This is a genomic window from Acinetobacter sp. YH01007 (assembly GCF_013420425.1).
GTDB lineage: Bacteria > Pseudomonadota > Gammaproteobacteria > Pseudomonadales > Moraxellaceae > Acinetobacter > Acinetobacter towneri.
In genome coordinates, this window is record NZ_VOYC01000001.1 from 13339 (window position 1) to 33165 (window position 19827).

Consider the following 19827-nt stretch of genomic DNA (forward strand, 5'->3'; position numbering starts at 1 on the left):
AAAAAATACGCGCAGATTGCGCGTATTTTATCTGAGGCGATAACATTTAAATACCGCGCCAATCTACACGTGCATTACGCTCAGTTTGATAAATACGAGAAACATATTGCCCTAAAGGTAAATCCAGCAAATATTTTTTATAATCTTTAAATTCTTCAGAAATCACTTCATCATGTTCTTTTTCCCACGGCGTTCCAGAAATTTCCAAAATAGGTGCAAGCATCGAACACACTGAAATATCGGCTAAACCTAAACGCTCACCCACAAAATAACGCCCGTAATTATCAATCAAATGCTGATTTAAAATGACAATTAATTCATCCATCCGCTGTTTGGATTCTGCAACTTTATCTTGATCGAGCTGATAGCCCTTAGACACCAAGGCTTTAATAATTGGCTTGGAATATTTAGAAAATTGACGCAAATAGCCTTTTTCGCCAATTAAAATTTCCAAAGGTTCTTCACTTTCAGATAATGCATGCGCCAACCCCCATCGACGCACATGCTGCCCCAATTCATCAGCCAAAGTATTTATGGCCAACGCATGTTTATATTGTTCGGCATCACTGCGTAACAAGGCATGTTCGGGGTAAATATCATCTAGATATAAAGCAATTTGAGTCGAATCTGCTATCCAGCGGTCTTGATCACGTAAAATAGGTAATTTATTTTGCCCTGTTTTTAATTGGGCAAAAGCGCGATGCACGCCTGGAATTAAGTTTTGCGCATCATAATCTAACTCTTTATGATCCAATAACCAGCGAGCTTTCTCACAAAAATGAGACAAAGGAAACTGGTATAAGATGCGCATAAAATCTCCATATTTAAAATTTTGATATCCAAAGCAGTATCAATACTGTGCTTGTCATACTTTAGTCATAGCCTCTTATAATTACAATGTACTTTTTATTCAAAATTCAGGCGAAACAGTCAGCAATTCAAAATCAATTCCGAAAAGAAATTCAACGTACAGCATCAAGCACGCTAGATTGGAGAAACATCTGTCCGATGACCTGACTTTATCTGCCCTTTCATGTAAAATCGTGCCTAATTTTTAAATAACACGTTGTGAGTTATTCATGGGTTTTAATTGTGGTATTGTGGGCCTGCCAAACGTTGGTAAATCTACGCTTTTTAATGCTTTAACCAAAGCTGCAATTGCAGCGGAAAACTTCCCGTTCTGTACCATTGAGCCAAATACAGGCATTGTACCTGTGCCAGATTCACGTTTGGACAAATTGGCGGAAATCGTAAATCCGCAACGTGTATTACCAACCACGATGGAATTTGTGGATATTGCAGGTTTGGTTGCAGGTGCATCTAAAGGTGAAGGTTTAGGTAACCAATTCCTTGCCAACATTCGTGAAACCGATGCGATTGCGCATGTAGTTCGTTGCTTTGAAGATGAAAACGTCATTCACGTAAATGGTAAAATTGACCCATTAGATGACATTGCAACCATCAATACCGAACTTGCTTTGGCCGATTTAGAAACGGTAAGTAAAGCCATTACACGCTTAGCAAAATCTGCCAAAGGTGGCGATAAAGAAGCCGTAGCGACCAAAGCCGTTTTAGAAAAAATCCAACCTTTACTGGATGATGGCAAGCCTGCACGTGCAGCCAATTTAGATGACGATGAACGCAAATTGGTTCGTGGTTTTGGTTTATTAACCTTAAAACCAACCATGTATATTGCGAACGTGGCAGAAGATGGCTTTGAAAACAACCCACACTTAGATGCAGTCAAAAAACTTGCTGCAGAAGAAAATGCGATTGTGGTGCCTTTATGCAACCAAATTGAAGCCGAAATTTCATTACTTGAAGATGAAGACCGTGCAGAATTCCTAGAAGCTCTTGGTATGGAAGAACCAGGGCTGAACGTAGTGATTTGTGCAGGTTATGCGCTGTTAGGTCTGCAAACTTACTTTACTGCAGGCGTACAAGAAGTCCGCGCGTGGACAGTGAAAGTAGGTGCAACTGCACCACAAGCAGCAGGCGTAATTCACACTGACTTTGAAAAAGGCTTTATCCGCGCAGAATGTATTGCTTATGAGGATTTCGTACAATACAACGGCGAAGCAGGTGCAAAAGAAGCAGGTAAATGGCGCTTGGAAGGTAAAACTTATATCGTACAAGACGGTGATGTTTTACACTTCCGTTTTAATGTTTAATTGTTTTTATGTTTAGTTTTAGAACAATGCTTACAGCCGAGCATTGATTCAATAAAAAAACCTCGATGCTTACATCGAGGTTTTTTTATGGGCGATTCCGCATCACATTAATGCAGAACAACCTCAATTAAGACTGCACCACATTGCCCTTTTGTTTCGGGTCAGTATTGCCCAATTCAGGATGCGCCAAAGCATCAGCACATTGTTTTTTATCCCGTTCATAATCAGCTTGTTTTTGTGCAAGACTGCTTGAACTGTCAATCGTCGCACGTGCCCAAATTTCCAAACTGGTCAAAGCCTTACGACACAGCGCATATTTCCCTTCCGTTACAGAGTCGGTCATTTTGACATTAATACGCCAGTCGGTACTTAATTTACGGGCAGGTTTGCGGACTTTATCTTCAATTAAGTTACGCTGTTTACGATACACGTACGGCTCAACTTCATTCATTAATTCCCACGCGGCTTGCGCATACACAGTCGCATCATTGGTGAGTTTTGGCGCAGGCTTAATTTCTACTGTTTTTTGCGGGTTGTTGTCATTGCTACACGCTTGCAATAACAGGCTACTGCATAACATTGAAGCAAGCAGGATTACAGGTGTTTTCAATTTCAACATATCGGTTCGCCCATACAAACAATTCGGCATCATGCTAATGAATTCAAGTATAATACACAATCTTCATTTGACCCATCGTTCAACTTTCTCCCACAAGGTGTGTCGTGTCCGTACACAATATTCAAACTGCGCCCGCAGCAAGTTTTTGGCAAGGTGCAAAAGATAGTCAGGCGATTATTTTCACCTATCTGCCTGTTTCTTTTGCTTTTGGTGTTTCTGCAACTCAATTCGGCTTTAGCGCATGGGAAGCCTTATTTTTATCTTGCTCGATGTATGCAGGGGCGAGTCAATTTTTAGTCGTTGCCTTATTGGGCAGTGGAACTTCAATCTGGATGACCGCATTAACGGTAATCGCCTTGGATATTCGACATTTACTTTACGGCCCAGCCTTACAAAACCTGATTCAAGATCGTTTAAACCTCAAAAAAACTGCAATTTGGTCATGGGGTCTGACCGATGAAGTTTTTGCCTCAGGCATGATTAAACTGTCACAGCGCCGTCAGGAATGGTCTGAATCATGGATGCTTGGACTGAGTTTATTTAGTTGGTTGTCTTGGGCATTAGGCTCTTTGTTAGGCGGATTATTTGCCGATCAAGTCACTAAAATGCCACAGTTTTTGCAAGCGGCGCTCGACTTTTTATTGCCCGCTTTATTTCTTAGCTTCTTATTGGCAGCATTTGAAAAGAAACACACCTTTGTCGTGGGAATCACCATTCTAGTATCTGCCGTAGCTTGTTATTTTATTGACTTATCTGCTGCAATTTTTATTGGGATTTCTTCAGGTATTTTGGCGGGATTATTTAAACACTATGTTTTAAAACAACCCGACCCTGAACATACAGGAGCAAAATCATGAGTTTAGAAATTATTTTGGTCGGTATTATGGTCGGTATCGCAAACTTCGCCTCACGTTTTGGGCCATTTTTTGTGATTCAAAAGTTTCAACAAGGCTCACAGCAACGTGGTGCTTTATGGCTTAAAATCGCTTTGGGCAGCATTGGTATAGCCGCAATTAGCTCTATGCTCGTGGTTGCAACCTTGCCACCTTTGCTTGAAACACCCAATAAAAGTTTTGCGATGTTGATTGGCTTTTTAGTGCTGACAGGTTTGTATTTTAAGTTTAAGAAAATCGTCCCTGCCACGCTTATCGCAGCCATCACCTATGGTTTAATTTATACTTATGTGCCATTTTCGTTCTAATGTTGCTGAAATTTAGAGGTTGAATCGTCCAAATGATCTATTTCAGGATTCAGCCTTAACTGCTTTAAAGCACTGAATGCAATATAAGTAGATGACAAAATCATGATTTTGTTGCAAACAGGGCTTAACTCATGGAACAGTTCTGCTATGCTAAAAGCCCACTTTAGCAAGGACGATTCACATGAGCGTGACCATTGGTACTCCCCTTCAATCTTCTGCTTTTAAAGTTTTGCTATTGGGTTCAGGGGAACTCGGTAAAGAGGTGGTAATTTCACTGCAACGCTTAGGCGTAGAAGTACATGCCGCCGATCGCTACGACCATGCGCCAGCCATGCAAGTCGCACATTATGCTTATACTTTAAACATGGCAGATGCCACAGAATTAAAACAACTGATTGAAAAAATTCAACCCAATTTAATTGTGCCTGAAATTGAGGCCATTGCGACATCAGTTTTACTTGAAATTGAAGCGCAAAATATTGCAACAGTGATTCCATCTGCCAAAGCGGTAAATTTGACCATGAACCGTGAAGGCATTCGTCGTTTGGCTGCAGAAGAATTAGGTTTGCCGACATCCGCTTATCGCTTTGCCAATTCTCTCGAATCTTTCCGCGCTGCATGTGATGACATTGGTTATCCAAACTTTGTGAAGCCTGTGATGTCATCTTCAGGCAAGGGACAATCGCGTGTCACCTGCTTTGATGAAGTTGATGCAGCTTGGGAATATGCCCAGACTGGCGGACGCGTCAATCAAGGCACTGTGATTGTTGAATCACAAATTGACTTCGATTTTGAAATTACCTTATTAACCGTACGTGCTAAAAACCCAGAAACTGGTGCGATCGAAACTTCATATTGCGACCCAATTGGTCACCGTCAAGATGCAGGCGACTATGTAGAAAGCTGGCAACCTCAAGCCATGAGTGATGCTGCCTTGACTGAAGCCAAACGAATTGCACACAAAGTGACTACTGCCTTAGGTGGTTGCGGTATTTTTGGTGTAGAGCTGTTTGTGAAAGGCGATAAAGTCTGGTTCAGTGAAGTATCTCCACGTCCACACGACACAGGTTTGGTGACATTGGCTTCACAATTCCAAAGTGAATTTGAATTACATGCCCGCGCGATTTTAGGCTTACCTGTCAATACCACACGCCATAGCGTTGCAGCCAGTGCGGTGATTTATGCAGGTGTCGATGCAACGAATCTTTCATTTTCTGGCCTGAATCTTGCATTAGCACATCCCGATACAGATTTACGTTTATTTGGCAAACCTGAAGGTTTTGAGCGTCGTCGTATGGGCGTTGCCACTGCACGAGCAGAAACCACAGAGCAAGCGCGTGAGCTAGCTCAGCAGACTGCGGACACTGTTCGTGTTCATTTAAACGAAAATCAAAATTAAGCTCGTCATTGCATAACGGAATTGTCCATGATCATTACATTACCCTTGCTGAATTATGTAAAAAGCAACCATGACATTCAGGCCATTAACCAATGGCGCACCGATGTCGAAAATCAGCTACAACAATGTTTTGAAAATGGACAATCCATTCGTGAAGTGATTTTGGCGCGTTCTAACCTGATTGATGAAGCGCTCACTTTCTTATGGCAACATGCTGAATTAGACAAAACCGATTTGAGCCTATTTGCAGTGGGCGGCTATGGGCGTAAAGAAATGCTGCCCTATTCAGATGTCGATATTATGGTGTTGTCGGAAGATGCAATCACATCAGAACAAGAACAACTTATTTCGACCTTTATTTCGTCTTTATGGGATGTTGGCAATTTCAAACCTGCCACCAGCGTGCGGACTATTCAGGACTGTGTGATTCAGGCAACCAGTGATTTAACTGTTGCAACTGCCTTGATTGAAGCGCGTTTAATTACAGGAAATCAGCAGCTTGCCAAATGGCCGCGTCGTATTGTTTCGCAGACTTGGACAGATAAAACCTTTTTTGATGCCAAAATGGAGGAGCAAAGCAAGCGTTACGCGCAGCACAATGACACCGAAAGTAATTTAGAACCCGATATTAAAAATGCTCCAGGCGGTATTCGTGACATCAACCAAATTGGCTGGATTGCCAAACGCCATTTTCGCGTCAATCGTATTTACGACTTGGTGCATTTAGGTTTTATTTCAGAATTTGAATTGGGTGTACTCGAAGAAGCCGAAAGCTTTTTATGGGAAATCCGTCATCATCTCCATCGTTTAACCAAACGTGATGAAAACCGTTTATTGTTTGATTATCAACGAGATATTGCAGCAACTTTTGGCTATGTTCGAGAAGAAGGTAAACCGCAAAATTACCCGATTGAACAATTTATGAAGCGTTATTATCGCTCTGCACAGCAAGTTTCCACTTTAAATGAAATGTTGCTGGCCTATTTTAATGAGTCGGTCATTACCCCGCGTTTGCCTAATTATGAACGTAACATTGAAGAAATTAATGAAAATTTTAAACTGGTCGATGGCAAACTTGCCGTGCAGCACCACAAAATTTTCTCAGAAAAACCAAGCGCAATTTTAGAAATTTTCTATTTATTGGCCAATCGTCCTGAAATTGAAGGAATTCGCGCACGAACACTGCGCCTGCTGACACTTGCAGCCAAGCGTATTGACCAAAGTTTCCGTGATGATCCAACGCATCAAGCGCTGTTTATGGCAATTTTGCGCTCACCGCACCGCTTGTATAATACCTTGGTGACTATGAAACGCTTAGGTGTATTGGGCAATTACATCCCCGCTTTTGGTCAAATTACAGGTTTAATGCAATACGACTTATTCCATATTTATACAGTCGATGCGCACATTTTACTATTACTCCGCAATTTAAGCCGCTTCAAAGAACCTGAATTCGCGAAAGATTTTCCTGTGGTCAGTTCGGTATTTCAGCGTTTAGCCCGTCGTGACATTATTTATTTGGCTGCGATTTTCCATGATATTGCTAAAGGTCGTCGTGGTGATCACAGTGAACTTGGTGCGGTAGATGCGATTGAGTTTTGCCGTAAACACGGATTTACTGAACGTGAATGTAACCTTGTGGCATGGTTAGTCAAAAATCACTTGTTGATGTCAGTCACAGCACAGAAAAAAGATATTTCTGACCCCGATGTGGTCAAGGAATTTGCTGAAAAAATGGGAGATATGGAGCATTTAGATTATCTCTATACCTTAACGGTTGCTGATATTAATGCGACTAATCCAACACTCTGGAACTCATGGCGTGCATCCTTAATGCGCCAACTTTATACGCAAGCGCGTGATGTCATTCGCTCAGGACTTGGGCGTCCCGTCGATTATCAAATGCTGATTGAAGACACCAAATTTGCGGCAAGCGAGTTACTGGTTAAAGATTTTGAACTCAGTGCTGTTGAAAAAGTCTGGCAAGAACTGGGCGATGAATACTTTATTAAAGAATCTGCCGATGAAATTGCATGGCATACCCGCGCGATTTTGGAGCATGGCGATAATCCTGCACCATTAGTGCTCATGCGCGCGCACCGAAAATCAGCACAAGACGCAGTACAAATCTTTATTTACACGCAAGACCAACCTAACCTATTTGCCACAACTGTCGCTATTTTAGACCGCATGAACCTTGACGTTCAGGATGCACGAATTATTACTGCGACCAAAGCCTTTAGTTTGGATACTTACGTGGTCTTAGACCGTTTTGGCACACTCTTAACAGACCCTGAACGTGAAGAAATGGTGATTGAGGCTTTAGTGAATGCCTTGAGCCAGTCAGATAAATATCCGGGTTTGATGCAACGCCGCATTCCGCGTCAATTACGTCATTTTGACATTGAAAATACAGTAGAAGTGACTTTCAATGCAGCGCTGAATCAAAACATGGTCGAAATTGCCACACTAGATCATCCCGGGTTACTCGCCAAAATTGGCGGCTTGTTTATGATGCAAGGCTTAGATATTCACTCCGCCAAAATTGCCACCCTGGGCGAACGTGCCGAAGATATTTTCTTCGTCACCAAAAAAGATGGCAACCCAATGACAAAGTCTGAAGCAGATACCTTTGCCATCCAGCTCAAAGCTGCTTTAGATGAGGCCTCTAATCAGGTCTGTGGTCAACATTAACTTCAATTTACGGAACATCCATGAACTCAAGTTTGTCCTTATTACATCCTTACCCTTTTGAAAAGCTAAACAAACTATTTCAGGACGTACAACCTGCAAATTTGCCGTTAATTCCACTGTCTATTGGCGAACCTAAACATCCTGCACCTGAATTTGTCAAACAAGCCATTATTGATAATTTTCAGCATTTATCGACTTATCCGAACAGCAAAGGTCTGCCTGAATTACGTCACAGCATTGCCCATTGGCTGACACAACGCTTTCATTTAAAACAAGTTAACCCAGACACTCAAGTTCTCCCCGTTTCAGGTACACGTGAAGCGATTTTTTCCTTCGTACAAGCATTGATTCGACGTGAAGATGCACCCTATGTAGTGATGCCCAATCCGTTTTATCAAATTTATGAAGGGGCAACTTTATTGGCAGGTGCCCAACCTTATTTCATCAATTGCACCGAAGACAATAATTACTTGGGTGATTTTGATGCCGTACCTGCAGAAGTCTGGGAAAAAACCGCTTTATTATTTGTCTGCACACCAGGAAATCCAACGGGTGCTGTCCTTTCAAAAGAACAATTTAAAAAGCTAATAGCTTTGTCAGATCAATATAATTTTGTCATTGCATCTGATGAATGTTATTCGGAATTATGGTTTGACCAAGCTCCTACAGGTTTACTGGAAGTCTGTGCCGAACTTGGACGCGATGACTACAAAAACTGCATCGTATTCCATTCTTTGTCTAAACGCTCAAACTTACCCGGCATGCGTTCAGGCTTTGTTGCGGGCGATGCCAACTTATTAAAACCTTATTTGCAATATCGTACCTATCATGGTGCGGCAATGCCTGTTCAACATCAATTGGCATCTATTGCAGCTTGGGATGATGAACAGCACGTTGAAGATAATCGTCAACAATATCGCGCCAAGTTTGAATTATTTCAAATGGAACTTGGGCATTTACTGCCATTAAAAAAACCAGATGCAGGTTTTTATTACTGGCTCAAAGTCGATCATGATGAAAACTTTGCCAAAATGTTGATGGAAAAAACCCATATTAAAGTGCTACCAGGGCGATATTTATCTCGTGAAACCGCACAAGGTAACCCAGGTGAAAACCATGTTCGCTTGGCTTTGGTTGCAGATTTGGCACAATGTGAACAAGTAATTCAACGTCTTAAAGCGATTTTATAAGTTAATGATTTCAACTAAATTTAAGGCGATCATCTGATCGCCTTAATTATCTTACTTGCACAAGCGCAAGCCTTTATCGTAAAGCCTTTTCAATTTCCGCCTGCAAATCTTCAGGTTTTGTGGTCGGAGCAAAACGGTTCAACACCTTGCCATCTTTGCCAATTAAAAACTTGGTGAAATTCCATTTAATTCCGTTGCCCAAAATACCTTTACTGTTATTGGTCAGGTAACGGAAAATCGCATGTGCTTCAGGCCCTTTCACATCAATTTTGCTAAACATTGGAAAACTGACACCATAGTTTTTTTGGCAGAAGCTCCCAATTTGCTCATTGGAACCTGGATCTTGCCCACCAAACTGATTGCACGGAAAGCCCAAAACTTCAAGACCTTGGTCTTTATATTGTTGGTATAACTTTTCCAAACCCGCAAATTGAGGCGTAAAACCACACTTGCTGGCTGTATTTACAATCAACAAAACCTTCCCTTCATAATCGCTAAAGGCTTTATTTTGTCCATCTAACAACTCAGCTTCAAACTGATAAATGTTGGTCATGGATAATTTCCCTCATCATTTTTTTCTTGTGTTTTGAGTTCTAAAGAAGCCGAATTGACACAATAGCGCAATCCTGTTGGCTGTGGACCATCATCAAAAACATGCCCTAAATGTGCGTCACAATGATGACAAACAATCTCAGTACGCTGCATGCCGTGCGAACCATCCTGATGTTCTTCAATCACCCCAGGCTGGATTGGACGATAGAAACTTGGCCAACCGCTACCGCTGTCATATTTTGTTTCAGATGAGAATAGCGCTGTACCGCAACAACGACAGGTATAAATCCCCTCTTGTTTAGTATTCCAATATCTCCCCGTAAAAGCAGGCTCCGTGCCTTTTTGACGTGTAATCCGAAATTCCTCTGGTGATAACTCTCTTTGCCATTCTCGGTCTGTTTTATTGAGTTTTCCCATCACTAACTCCTTTAAATCTTTGACATTCAGTGTCATGCTTCAGTACTTCCATTTTTACGCTAGACCTTGCAAAATATCTAGCTAAATTTCAGCATAGATTGTGATATTTCAGTAATCTATAATTTATTTATCTTCTAATCATTGGATGGAACTATGTCCGTACTAGGTAACACGACTCCGCGCGAAATAAAAAAATCATCAAAACTTGAGCATGTATGCTACGACATTCGCGGACCTGTGTTACGAGCGGCCAATGAAATGGAAGAGGCCGGTCATAAAATTATTAAACTGAATATTGGCAACCCTGCCCCATTCGGTTTTGAAGCGCCACAGGAAATTATTAATGATGTCGCATTGAATTTGCCTAATGCGATTGGTTATACCGACTCCAAAGGGATTTTCCCTGCGCGTAAAGCGATTTGTCAGTACTATCAGCAAAAAGGCATTTTCGATATGCATGTCAATGATGTGTATATAGGCAACGGCGTGTCTGAACTGATTGTTATGGCGATGCAAGGCTTGTTGGACGATGGCGATGAAATGCTGGTACCAATGCCTGACTACCCGCTTTGGACTGCGGCAGTGAATTTATCGGGCGGTACTGCTATTCACTACAAATGTGATGAAGAAAACTTTTGGTATCCAGACATTGCCGATATGGAAAGCAAAATCACGCCAAATACGCGCGGTATTGTCATTATTAACCCGAATAACCCAACGGGTGCGGTTTATCCACGTCATGTGTTGGAACAAATTGTAGCATTGGCAAAAAAATATGACTTAATTTTATTTGCCGATGAGATTTACGACAAAATTATTTATGACGGCATTGAGCATGTTGCGGTTGCAGCTTTAGCGGGTGATCAACTCTGTATCTCATTTAATGGCTTGTCTAAATCGTATCGCATTGCGGGCTTCCGTTCAGGCTGGATGGCGATTACAGGCGATAAATCACGCGCTGCAGACTACATTGAAGGTTTAGACATGTTGGCGTCTATGCGCTTGTGTGCCAACCATCAGGCGCAGTACGCGATTCAAACAGCATTGGGTGGTTATCAGTCTATCAATGACTTGATTCGTCCGGGTGGTCGTTTATACGAACAACGTAACATTGCATGGGAAATGCTGAACGACATTCCTGGCGTGTCTTGTGTCAAACCTGAGGGTGCAATGTATTGCTTCCCGAAACTTGATCCAAACGTCTATCCAATTGAAGATGACGAAAAGTTAATGCTCGATTTACTCAAAGCAGAAAAAGTTTTATTGGTTCAAGGTACAGGTTTTAACTGGCCAACGCCTGATCATTTCCGTGTCGTGTTCTTGCCTGCAGAAAATGAATTACGTGAAGCAATGACACGTTTAGGCCGTTTCTTGGCAAAAATCCGCTAAGATCAAACCGAATCTCTGTTTTAAAATGCCGTGTTGATCACGGCATTTTTTATGGATTTGATTTTTATTTCTATTTTATCTTTCACCTATTGTTCATCACCAAGCAGTAACACAGCAAAGCGATACTCAGACACTTAGGGATACACTTTTACACGCCCGCAAAAGCATGCTGTAATAGCCACAAGCGATTAAGTTTCAGGAATTGAGCATGCACTACCAAGTCCATCTTATTGATGCGCAAAAACCATCACAAAATTATATTTGGTTGCTTGAACATTGTGCTAGCAAACAAGTGGTGGTGATCGACCCAACCGATGCCAAACCTGTTGAAGATTTTTGCCAAAATCATGGTTTAGAGATCGCGCAAATTTGGTTGACGCATTGGCATCAAGACCATATTGGCGGTGTGCCTGAACTCATTGCAGAACGTAATTTACCTGTTTATGGGCCACGTGAAGAATTGAGCAAAATTCCGTTTATCACGCATCCTTTACAAAACCAAGATCATATCAATTTTCATGATTTACAGGTCGATGTTATTGCCGTTCCGGGACATACCTTGGGGCATATTGTGTATTTTATAGATGCGTTGGATGTATTGTTCTGTGGCGACACTTTATTTGCGATGGGCTGTGGGCGTGTTTTTGAAGGTACATATTTGCAAATGTATCAATCTTTAAACCGCTTGGCAGCGCTGCCTCCGCGTACCCGAGTATATTGCACCCATGAATATACATTGGCGAATGCACAATTTGCACTGCATGTAGAACCCGACAATGTTGCCATTCAAGAGCGTTATCAACTAATTGAAAGTTTACGCATGCTTAATCAACCGACTTTGCCAAGCAGCATCGAACTAGAACTGGAAACCAATCCATTTTTAAGAGCCGAAAGTGTCGAAGAATTTCAGAAATTACGTGAACTCAAAGACAACTTTTAAATTGATGCTTTGATCATAAAGCATCTGATATTTCTCTCGGATTATAAAATCTGATTACTGGCAGCAAACTCATCTAATTGAGTTTGCGTCACCACACGCACAGCATTCATTTCATCGACCCGCACCAACAGCAAATTGAACAATGCAGGCTGATAACGGCGTGCGCTGCCAAAAGGCGTATAATCCACTTTGGATTGTAAGGAAAACAGTAACCAATCTTCATGCCCGAGCATCACAGCAACAGGCTCTAGTCCTTGATTTTGCATCTGCTTCACCATGCACTCCACCTGCTGTTGAATTGTTTGTGCGGTCATGTCTATTTCCCAAATCTTCAAACTCAACCATAGTATAAGCTAATGTCTATTAGGTACCGACATGCTCCATACTAATATCCATTGCATTAAATTAAAGCTTGGCATAAAAAATGGATAATCTTTATGTGTTAATGCTGAAAATAAATACAGCCTAAAATTAAAAATCATTAACAAAATATTTCTAAGTCATCTTTTGGCAATACATTTAAGAACTTAAAATTAATTATGCTACCTCAATTAAAACAATAAATATCAATAACTTAATATTCAATAATTCTTTTAAAATATTCTATTTGCTGAAAAGGACTTTAGATTTCTAAAAATCAGTGAAAAAAATGTCAAAGAAATACATTTCTGCCCTTTAAAAATTCAAGAAATATCCCTATTAATAATTAAATAAATGGATAGGAGTTCTCTCGTGAAAAAAGTTGTTAAAGCAAAAAATTTAATTGCGTTTCGTATTTGGTTAGAAAAATTAGGTTATTCAGTCAAAAATTTGGCGGATGGTCACGGTTTCACATTTAGCTTTCAAAAAGAATATGGTTTGGTCACTTGCGAGCTTTCTGGTAATGCTTTAGCAATGAAATTAGGCGAGGAATTTGAAGACCATTTAAAAGCATAAGTACTTATACAATATAGATAAGTATGCGATAACGGTTGAACTTGATAGGATGCAAAAATAAAAATTCAAATCGTATTTCATCAACACTTAAAGATGATCTTGCCCATAACCTGTTTATGGGCTTTTTTTTATACTGAACTTTAAATCTTAAAATACATCTAAGCCTTGTCAAAGAGATGCAATGATTTAAAGCTAAAATAACAGGCAATAAAAAAGCAAGGTCATTGCCTTGCTCTTTAATGTATGGTGGGGACGGAGAGACTCGAACTCTCACACCTCGCGGCGCTGGAACCTAAATCCAGTGCGTCTACCAATTTCGCCACGTCCCCAACATCGGGTACCAACTGAGTTGTTGGATTTTAATTTGGCAGAGGATCAAGGATTCGAACCTTTTGCCAGTAGCGTCTTGCTACGCTACGAAACGAATATTAGACGTAATCAATGGCTTATGCAATCCCTTTTCTATACTGTTTGATTAGAATTTAAACTTATGTGGCAAAAAATGTGGCAGAGATTTTAGTTTGATTACGCTTTCGCCAAAAATAAAGATAGAATTTATCTAGTGCGTTCCGAATTCAATGTTAGGATTATTTTTTAAATCTTAGAATTAATATAACTCGAATCCTGCTTAAGCCATTAATTTTATAATTTGAATTAAAGGTTAAGCAGGGTTCAGTTTAAGTACTTTATTTTCTTAGAACAGTTTCAAGTTTGCCTACAAACTCATTCACATTAAGGGCAATATTTCTAGCACGTGAACGTGTATGCCGAGCAACACCAGGAGCTAATGGATTTAAGTCACTACCTGCTATCGTATTGATAGTATCTTGGAAAATTTGTTGGCCCTTATCATCAAATACAGTGTACTTAATTCCTAACTTACCTTCAAAATTACCAAAGCTTACAGCCGCCTGACTTGCAACAAGTACTTGAGCAGTAATTTTGTATGGATGTTGAGCATCCGTACCAAAAAGATTCGAGTTTTTTAAGGCTAACTCTAAAGAATCTTTGACTTTTATATCAATTTTTTCTCTATTGTTAATTTTAGGATCAATATCCACTTCAACTAGGTTTGAATTTTTCAAATATGGACTTTCAACTTTTTTTACATTCTCAATAATATCTGGAGCAATAAGAGGAGTTGCACAACCCACCAAAATTATAGTCGAAGCTATTAAAGAAGCCTGAATAATTTTCTTCAAATCAATACCCTTTAAAATCATATAATTATCAATGGTAAAATATTAGTTAAAGTAATATTTTAAAGCCCACAATTAATAATATTGAGGGCTTTTGTAACGTCTATTTAAATTAAAATTTTACAAGATCACCTTTTAATGCGACGCCTGCAATTGCTGTGCCTTTAGCACATTGATAAGTTTTAGTACTTTTGGTCTCATTAGCTTTATAATAACTCACCAAATTTGTTACAGCATTTGCACCACGCACTTTTGCGGTTTTCTCGAATTGAATTAGAGCTGATCTTAATACATGATCACATGAAGATTCAGCTGATTTAGCAAAACCATTGGTTTTCTTATTCGTTACCAAACCACGTTCAATAACACGTCCCCCTGATTTAGTTCCCGCTAGATAAAATTTAACTGAGCCGTCAAGAACTCCATCAGCAACAGCACGATTAACCGCCTCCTGAAAGTCAAAATCATGCATTTGATCTGCTGCTTGGACAGCCGTAAAGCTACCAAAACCAAGCACACTCGCTAAAACCAATTGTTTAATATTCATCATTCCACCCTCTTAAAAAGTTAATTTAAAGACTTTGATAATTGTATAAAAACTGAATTATCCAAACGCATTTTCCAACTCATGGCATTTTTATGGATTTTATTTCCTTTTTGATCTAGATTACGACTACTCGTTATCTGAGAAGATACTTGTTGTCCATTAATACTGTAGGTTACTTGTAAATAGTGACTTCGACGTGTCAAACCAGCAATGACTTTACTCGAGTCAGACTGTTCTACGACCCACCCCACACGTGCTTGTTGCGTAATGGCTTGTTTAATATTATTTAACACATCTTTAGTTGTAACGTTTTCAGGTACATTGTATTGGCGTTGTGGATAGTCAGAAATTTTCACTGTACTACAAGCAGTTAAACTTAATGTGCTTACAATGGCTAATATAACCAAGTATTTTTTAAGATTCATATTCCCTCTATATATCATCTAGACCTTAAAATTTTTAAAAATCAATGAAGTATTAATCCCACCAAAGGCAAAGTTATTACTCATAATTATTTCAGCAGGCATATTTCGTATTTCCCCACGAATATAGTCCAATTCTGCACAAGATGGATCAACACTATCCAAATTCAAAGTAGGGATAAACTGTTCACGTTGCATCATCTCAATACTAAGCCATGCCTCAATCGCACCACAGGCTCCTAAAGTATGACCAAAATAACTTTTTAACGAGCTAATTGGTTTTTTTCCTAAAATACGTAAGGTAGCCTGAGTTTCAGCAATATCACCTTGATCTGTTGATGTACCATGCGCACATACATAATCAATATCTTCAGCAGAAACATGAGCATCTTTGAGTGCTAAGCCCATACAATGCCCCATCATTTCGGAATCAGGTCGAGTTACATGCTGACCATCAGTGTTACTACCATAACCTAAAACTTCTGCGTAAATGGTTGCACCACGTGCTTTAGCATGTTCATATTCTTCCAATATTAAACACCCAGCCCCTTCCCCGACCACTAAGCCATCACGATCACTGTCAAAAGGACGTGGTGTAGCTTCAGGCTGACTGTTTTTCATACTGGTTGCTAAAAGCACATCAAACACAGCTGAACCCGCTGCACTAAGTTCCTCTGCTCCACCTGCAATCATCACCGTTTGTTTACCATATTTAATGGCTTCATAAGCCTGCCCAATTGCCATAGAGCCTGAAGTGCAAGCACTAGAAGTTGGCAAGGTTAAACCTTTTAAGCCAAAATAGATCGTCATATTGACCGCACTAGTATGAGACATCATACGAATATAAGTTGTTGCATTAAGCTGACTCATATTGTGATCAAGTAACATAGACCCAAATTCGCGCACAGCATCAACACTACCTGCAGATGAGCCAAATGCTACTCCAGCTTCACCGTTTTTCAATATATTTGCATTGAGTAAACCAGCATTCTCTAATGCTTTTTCTGCACACACTACAGACATTAAAGCAACCCGCCCCATGCCTCTGGTAACTTTTCGATTAAAATGCTTTGGCACTGTAAAAGACTCAACTGGACCTGCCAATTTACTCCGTAAATCTGTATAGATTTCCCAGTCTGGCATATAGCGAATGCCACTTCTACCTTGTGCAAATTGTTCAAAAACTTGGTCTGCTGATTCTCCTAAAGAGGTAATCCCTGACATACCTGTAACCACAACGCGTTTCATCAAATCAAGCCTCCATTGATTGAAATTACTTGGCGTGTGATGTAACTTGCATCATCACTGCATAAAAACTTAACCGCTTTAGCAACTTCCTCTACCCGACCCATACGTTGCAATGGAATCATTTTCAAAGCATGTTCTTTTACTTCTTCTGTTACCATTTCTGTTTCAATCAAGCCTGGAGCAACACAATTCACTGTTATTTTTCTTTTTGCCAATTCTAAAGCTAAAGCTTTAGTTGCACCAATTAACCCTGCTTTAGCAGCACTATAATTAACTTGACCACGATTCCCCATAATCCCCGATACAGAAGACAAGGTCACAATACGCCCGCCTTTCTTTAAACGAATCATTGGCATAATCAAAGGTTTAAGTACATTATAAAAACCATTTAATGAAGTTGAAACCACTTGATCCCAGTCATCATCGGTTAATGCAGGGAAAGCCCCATCTCTTGTAAGCCCCGCATTTACAACGACACCATAAAAAGCACCATGCTTCGCGATATCTTGTTCCAAAACTTCTGCTATATGTTCACGATCATTTACATCAAACATTAATACATGGCTAGCTTGTCCAATTTCTTGGATTTCCTTCACCACCGCTTCAGCTTCTGCTTGTCTTGAACGCGCATGTACTGTTACATCAAAACCTGCTTTTGCTAATTCCAAAGCAATTGCCTTACCAATTCCACGACTAGAACCCGTTACTAAAATTCGTCTTTTCACACTAGTTTCCCACTAATTTCATTTATATTTTCAGGCTCAAACACACTAAGCATGGCACTGAACTTATACTCTTGATATTCAATTTCACAATTAAACTGCCCCAAACCCTCATGCAGATAACTTTGTTCCACACGAATTCTTACTGTTGTCCCCTCAGTAAAAAAAGCACATGGAAATTGGATTTTTCGTGTCCCTAATAAAAAACCAATTTTCGGAAGCATGCCCTTGCTTTGTCCTTTATAACCAGCATAAGCACTAATGGTCTGCGCCATCAATTCAATACTGCTCCATGTTGGTAAGCCCTTTTCTTCAAAAAACATTAAATCAGGAGTGATTCTAAGCTCAGCAATTGCAAATATATCATTTACCTCAATTAGATGACTCACAAAAACCATTGGCTTTTCATGCGGAATAAACGTAATAGCATCCATCATGGTGAAACTGCTCCCATAATTAAACTGATATTGCTACCACCAAAAGCAAATGAATTACTCATTACATACCGGATTGGTGCTTCTAAATGGCTATTTCGCACATAGTTTTTCGTGATCAATTCAAAGTCTAACTCTCCAGAATGATGTAAAGGTAACCATGCTTGATCTAACAAAACTTGCTGACAAATAAATGCCTCAATTGCACCAGCCGCCCCCAAACAATGCCCTGTCTTATGCTTGGTGCTACTCAATGCCACTTGTTGATCTGCAAATACAGCTTGAACAGCTTTAATTTCCATCGAATCATTTTGTGGCGTAGATGTCCCATGCAAATTTAGATAATCAATATCACTCGAATGAAGTCCAGCCCCCTCTAAAGCTTTTCTCATTGCTTCTATTGCACCCAATCCTTCTGGATGTGGGGCAGAAATATGCCATGCATCCATCGACTCTCCAGTCGACAACAAACAGACAGGAGCAGACTCTTTAGAGAGTAAAAATAATCCCGCCGCCTCACCTATATTAATGCCATCTCGGCTAGCTCCACAGGGCTGACAAATATCAGTAGAAAGACTCTCTAAGCTATCAAAACCATTTAAAGTTAATTTACATAAAGTATCCACTCCACCCACTAGCACAGCATCAACTAAATTTGCATTGAGCATTCGTTGACCTGCTGCCATAGCTTTTGCAGCGGAAGAACATGCTGTTGAGATAGTATATGCAGGCCCACTCCAGCCTAAATATTGCTGTAATGCCTTTGCTAGACAACCCATTTCCTGCTTTTTATGCCAAACACCTTGTAATATTTTTTTCTGAAAACATGCTTTTAATACAGGCTCATTGTCAGCAACACCAGATGTAGATGTGCCGATAATTACAGCCAAACGATGTTTTGGGAACTGTGCTGTATAATTGTGAACTTCTGCTTCAATTCGCATTAAAGCTGTTAATGCAAAACGTAAATTGCGTGAGTCTGCCCCACTCAAATCCTCTGGTACTTCTTGAATCAAAGGATGATTATACGCCCCAACCCAAACTTTACGCCCTGCAATTAAATCATCACGTAAGGACAAAGAGTTTTCTTCAGAAGTCAAAGTACGTCGAATATTATCTACATTCTGCCCCAAAGCAGACAACGCCACACTGCATTGAATTCCGACAGCTGAAGAGTGCTGCATTTTTTTAGTCATCATTACCGCCTGAATCAGCTTCCAATGTATTACTAACCGTACTAATTACCATCTCATAAGGTACTTGTAGGTTTTCCAGTTCAATAACTCCCTCTTGATGATCTATTTTCAAGACAGGTTGTTGCTGAATATAAATTATGCCTTCCTTTTGCAAGACAGTAGTTTTCCCGACATGCAGCGATATAAAGTTGGGATATGTTGCATATAAAATATCCCGCACTACATAATCAAAAGGTAAGAATCTCAATTGCTCAATACGTTGCTCAACCTTAACTTTTTGACCATCAAAATTAAGTTTAAACAATTGCTGTCCTGTCAGGCTGAGTGCCAACATTTCAAGAGTCTGCCCTTTCTGTTCTTGATACATTAAAAAGCTAAAACCTTGCTGTCTCCAATGTACCTCCATTTGATCCTGTCGCTGAAAGCTTCGTTCGCCCCACTGTTGGGTTACTAGTCCTTGAGCTTTAGGAATCCATGTTTGACAAGCACTAAACAATAAAGAGCTAGCTAAAATCAAGCTAATGACATTAAAACGTAACTTAGATTTCATC

The 19827-nt window shown here is 40.1% G+C and carries 22 protein-coding genes and 1 tRNA gene; 9 read left to right on the forward strand and 14 right to left on the reverse strand.

The window, feature by feature from the left end:
- Positions 1-46: 46 nt before the first annotated feature.
- The gene (locus tag FTT74_RS00070) at positions 47-811 is read right to left on the reverse strand and encodes a glutathione S-transferase family protein (RefSeq protein WP_096902290.1); all 765 of its coding nucleotides are present in this window, start codon (positions 809-811) and stop codon (positions 47-49) included.
- Between the two features lie 268 nt (positions 812-1079).
- Here FTT74_RS00070 and ychF point away from each other — a divergent pair, with 268 nt between their 5' ends.
- Positions 1080-2171 carry a redox-regulated ATPase YchF gene (gene ychF, locus FTT74_RS00075; protein WP_179988447.1) on the forward strand — a complete coding sequence of 364 codons (1092 nt, stop codon included), beginning with the start codon at positions 1080-1082 and terminating at the stop codon, positions 2169-2171.
- A 127-nt stretch (positions 2172-2298) separates the two neighbouring features.
- Here ychF and FTT74_RS00080 read toward each other — a convergent pair whose 3' ends face one another.
- Entirely contained in the window at positions 2299-2790 is a 492-nt protein-coding gene (locus FTT74_RS00080) for a hypothetical protein (RefSeq protein ID WP_026438320.1), read from the reverse strand.
- Positions 2791-2909: 119 nt separating this feature from the next.
- On the opposite strand from FTT74_RS00080, the gene FTT74_RS00085 reads away from it, so the two are divergent.
- The 5 genes from FTT74_RS00085 to dapC all read left to right on the forward strand — a co-directional run bounded on the left by FTT74_RS00085 (position 2910) and on the right by dapC (position 9274).
- Positions 2910-3647, forward strand: coding sequence for an AzlC family ABC transporter permease (locus tag FTT74_RS00085; protein ID WP_171062558.1), 738 nt, complete (start codon positions 2910-2912; stop codon positions 3645-3647).
- Positions 3644-3991, forward strand: a complete 348-nt coding sequence (ygaH, locus tag FTT74_RS00090) for an L-valine transporter subunit YgaH (RefSeq protein WP_179988446.1) — start codon at positions 3644-3646, stop codon at positions 3989-3991. The genes FTT74_RS00085 and ygaH overlap by 4 nt, the downstream gene beginning before the upstream one ends.
- Positions 3992-4172: 181 nt before the next feature.
- Positions 4173-5390 (forward strand): formate-dependent phosphoribosylglycinamide formyltransferase, encoded by a 1218-nt coding sequence (gene purT, locus FTT74_RS00095; RefSeq protein ID WP_179988445.1) that lies wholly within the window; start codon positions 4173-4175, stop codon positions 5388-5390.
- Positions 5391-5417: 27 nt separating this feature from the next.
- Complete coding sequence (gene glnD / locus FTT74_RS00100; RefSeq protein WP_004971443.1) at positions 5418-8084, forward strand: [protein-PII] uridylyltransferase; 2667 nt, start codon at positions 5418-5420, stop codon at positions 8082-8084.
- A 20-nt stretch (positions 8085-8104) separates the two neighbouring features.
- Positions 8105-9274, forward strand: a complete 1170-nt coding sequence (dapC, locus tag FTT74_RS00105; RefSeq protein WP_096902293.1) for a succinyldiaminopimelate transaminase — start codon at positions 8105-8107, stop codon at positions 9272-9274.
- A gap of 73 nt (positions 9275-9347) precedes the next feature.
- Here dapC and FTT74_RS00110 read toward each other — a convergent pair whose 3' ends face one another.
- Positions 9348-9827, reverse strand: coding sequence for a glutathione peroxidase (locus FTT74_RS00110; protein ID WP_096902294.1), 480 nt, complete (start codon positions 9825-9827; stop codon positions 9348-9350).
- On the reverse strand, positions 9824-10243 hold the full coding sequence (msrB, locus tag FTT74_RS00115; protein WP_096902313.1) for a peptide-methionine (R)-S-oxide reductase MsrB: 420 nt from the start codon (positions 10241-10243) through the stop codon (positions 9824-9826). The genes FTT74_RS00110 and msrB overlap by 4 nt, the downstream gene beginning before the upstream one ends.
- Positions 10244-10396: 153 nt before the next feature.
- Here msrB and FTT74_RS00120 point away from each other — a divergent pair, with 153 nt between their 5' ends.
- Positions 10397-11632 carry a pyridoxal phosphate-dependent aminotransferase gene (locus tag FTT74_RS00120; RefSeq protein WP_004971448.1) on the forward strand — a complete coding sequence of 412 codons (1236 nt, stop codon included), beginning with the start codon at positions 10397-10399 and terminating at the stop codon, positions 11630-11632.
- Positions 11633-11840: 208 nt separating this feature from the next.
- On the forward strand, positions 11841-12572 hold the full coding sequence (gloB, locus tag FTT74_RS00125) for a hydroxyacylglutathione hydrolase (protein WP_167845939.1): 732 nt from the start codon (positions 11841-11843) through the stop codon (positions 12570-12572).
- Positions 12573-12613: 41 nt separating this feature from the next.
- On the opposite strand, the gene FTT74_RS00130 is transcribed toward gloB, so the two are convergent.
- Positions 12614-12886, reverse strand: a complete 273-nt coding sequence (locus tag FTT74_RS00130) for a hypothetical protein (RefSeq protein WP_167845938.1) — start codon at positions 12884-12886, stop codon at positions 12614-12616.
- Between the two features lie 418 nt (positions 12887-13304).
- Here FTT74_RS00130 and FTT74_RS00135 point away from each other — a divergent pair, with 418 nt between their 5' ends.
- Positions 13305-13508, forward strand: a complete 204-nt coding sequence (locus tag FTT74_RS00135; protein WP_004971452.1) for a hypothetical protein — start codon at positions 13305-13307, stop codon at positions 13506-13508.
- Between the two features lie 244 nt (positions 13509-13752).
- Here FTT74_RS00135 and FTT74_RS00140 read toward each other — a convergent pair.
- From FTT74_RS00140 to FTT74_RS00180, 9 genes are all read right to left on the reverse strand, one after another.
- Positions 13753-13837 (reverse strand) — tRNA-Leu (locus FTT74_RS00140).
- A 357-nt stretch (positions 13838-14194) separates the two neighbouring features.
- A complete protein-coding gene (locus tag FTT74_RS00145) occupies positions 14195-14731 on the reverse strand; it encodes a hypothetical protein (protein ID WP_019836250.1) in 537 nt (178 codons plus the stop codon).
- Between the two features lie 88 nt (positions 14732-14819).
- A complete protein-coding gene (locus tag FTT74_RS00150) occupies positions 14820-15254 on the reverse strand; it encodes a hypothetical protein (RefSeq protein ID WP_019836251.1) in 435 nt (144 codons plus the stop codon).
- Between the two features lie 20 nt (positions 15255-15274).
- On the reverse strand, positions 15275-15679 hold the full coding sequence (locus tag FTT74_RS00155; protein WP_019836252.1) for a hypothetical protein: 405 nt from the start codon (positions 15677-15679) through the stop codon (positions 15275-15277).
- Between the two features lie 18 nt (positions 15680-15697).
- Positions 15698-16924 carry a beta-ketoacyl-ACP synthase gene (locus tag FTT74_RS00160; RefSeq protein ID WP_019836253.1) on the reverse strand — a complete coding sequence of 409 codons (1227 nt, stop codon included), beginning with the start codon at positions 16922-16924 and terminating at the stop codon, positions 15698-15700.
- Positions 16924-17649, reverse strand: coding sequence for a 3-ketoacyl-ACP reductase FabG2 (locus tag FTT74_RS00165; RefSeq protein ID WP_019836254.1), 726 nt, complete (start codon positions 17647-17649; stop codon positions 16924-16926). Before FTT74_RS00165 ends, FTT74_RS00160 begins: the two co-directional genes overlap by 1 nt.
- A complete protein-coding gene (locus tag FTT74_RS00170) occupies positions 17646-18083 on the reverse strand; it encodes a 3-hydroxylacyl-ACP dehydratase (RefSeq protein WP_019836255.1) in 438 nt (145 codons plus the stop codon). The genes FTT74_RS00165 and FTT74_RS00170 overlap by 4 nt, the downstream gene beginning before the upstream one ends.
- Positions 18080-19276, reverse strand: a complete 1197-nt coding sequence (locus FTT74_RS00175; protein WP_136143697.1) for a beta-ketoacyl-[acyl-carrier-protein] synthase family protein — start codon at positions 19274-19276, stop codon at positions 18080-18082. Before FTT74_RS00175 ends, FTT74_RS00170 begins: the two co-directional genes overlap by 4 nt.
- Complete coding sequence (locus FTT74_RS00180; RefSeq protein ID WP_019836257.1) at positions 19269-19826, reverse strand: DUF3261 domain-containing protein; 558 nt, start codon at positions 19824-19826, stop codon at positions 19269-19271. The genes FTT74_RS00175 and FTT74_RS00180 overlap by 8 nt, the downstream gene beginning before the upstream one ends.
- Position 19827: the final 1 nt, after the last annotated feature.

Bases quoted from the DNA above. Each gene is read 5' to 3' on its own strand.
- msrB (WP_096902313.1), bottom strand. From the start codon at position 10,243: ATGGGAAAACTCAATAAAACAGACCGAGAATGGCAAAGAGAGTTATCA.
- FTT74_RS00145 (WP_019836250.1), bottom strand. From the start codon at position 14,731: ATGATTTTAAAGGGTATTGATTTGAAGAAAATTATTCAGGCTTCTTTA.
- ygaH (WP_179988446.1), top strand. From the start codon at position 3,644: ATGAGTTTAGAAATTATTTTGGTCGGTATTATGGTCGGTATCGCAAAC.
- purT (WP_179988445.1), top strand. From the start codon at position 4,173: ATGAGCGTGACCATTGGTACTCCCCTTCAATCTTCTGCTTTTAAAGTT.
- ychF (WP_179988447.1), top strand. From the start codon at position 1,080: ATGGGTTTTAATTGTGGTATTGTGGGCCTGCCAAACGTTGGTAAATCT.
- glnD (WP_004971443.1), top strand. From the start codon at position 5,418: ATGATCATTACATTACCCTTGCTGAATTATGTAAAAAGCAACCATGAC.
- FTT74_RS00070 (WP_096902290.1), bottom strand. From the start codon at position 811: ATGCGCATCTTATACCAGTTTCCTTTGTCTCATTTTTGTGAGAAAGCT.
- gloB (WP_167845939.1), top strand. From the start codon at position 11,841: ATGCACTACCAAGTCCATCTTATTGATGCGCAAAAACCATCACAAAAT.
- FTT74_RS00180 (WP_019836257.1), bottom strand. From the start codon at position 19,826: ATGAAATCTAAGTTACGTTTTAATGTCATTAGCTTGATTTTAGCTAGC.
- FTT74_RS00160 (WP_019836253.1), bottom strand. From the start codon at position 16,924: ATGAAACGCGTTGTGGTTACAGGTATGTCAGGGATTACCTCTTTAGGA.
- FTT74_RS00110 (WP_096902294.1), bottom strand. From the start codon at position 9,827: ATGACCAACATTTATCAGTTTGAAGCTGAGTTGTTAGATGGACAAAAT.
- FTT74_RS00130 (WP_167845938.1), bottom strand. From the start codon at position 12,886: ATGACCGCACAAACAATTCAACAGCAGGTGGAGTGCATGGTGAAGCAG.
- dapC (WP_096902293.1), top strand. From the start codon at position 8,105: ATGAACTCAAGTTTGTCCTTATTACATCCTTACCCTTTTGAAAAGCTA.
- FTT74_RS00175 (WP_136143697.1), bottom strand. From the start codon at position 19,276: ATGACTAAAAAAATGCAGCACTCTTCAGCTGTCGGAATTCAATGCAGT.
- FTT74_RS00120 (WP_004971448.1), top strand. From the start codon at position 10,397: ATGTCCGTACTAGGTAACACGACTCCGCGCGAAATAAAAAAATCATCA.
- FTT74_RS00170 (WP_019836255.1), bottom strand. From the start codon at position 18,083: ATGATGGATGCTATTACGTTTATTCCGCATGAAAAGCCAATGGTTTTT.
- FTT74_RS00080 (WP_026438320.1), bottom strand. From the start codon at position 2,790: ATGTTGAAATTGAAAACACCTGTAATCCTGCTTGCTTCAATGTTATGC.
- FTT74_RS00155 (WP_019836252.1), bottom strand. From the start codon at position 15,679: ATGAATCTTAAAAAATACTTGGTTATATTAGCCATTGTAAGCACATTA.
- FTT74_RS00150 (WP_019836251.1), bottom strand. From the start codon at position 15,254: ATGAATATTAAACAATTGGTTTTAGCGAGTGTGCTTGGTTTTGGTAGC.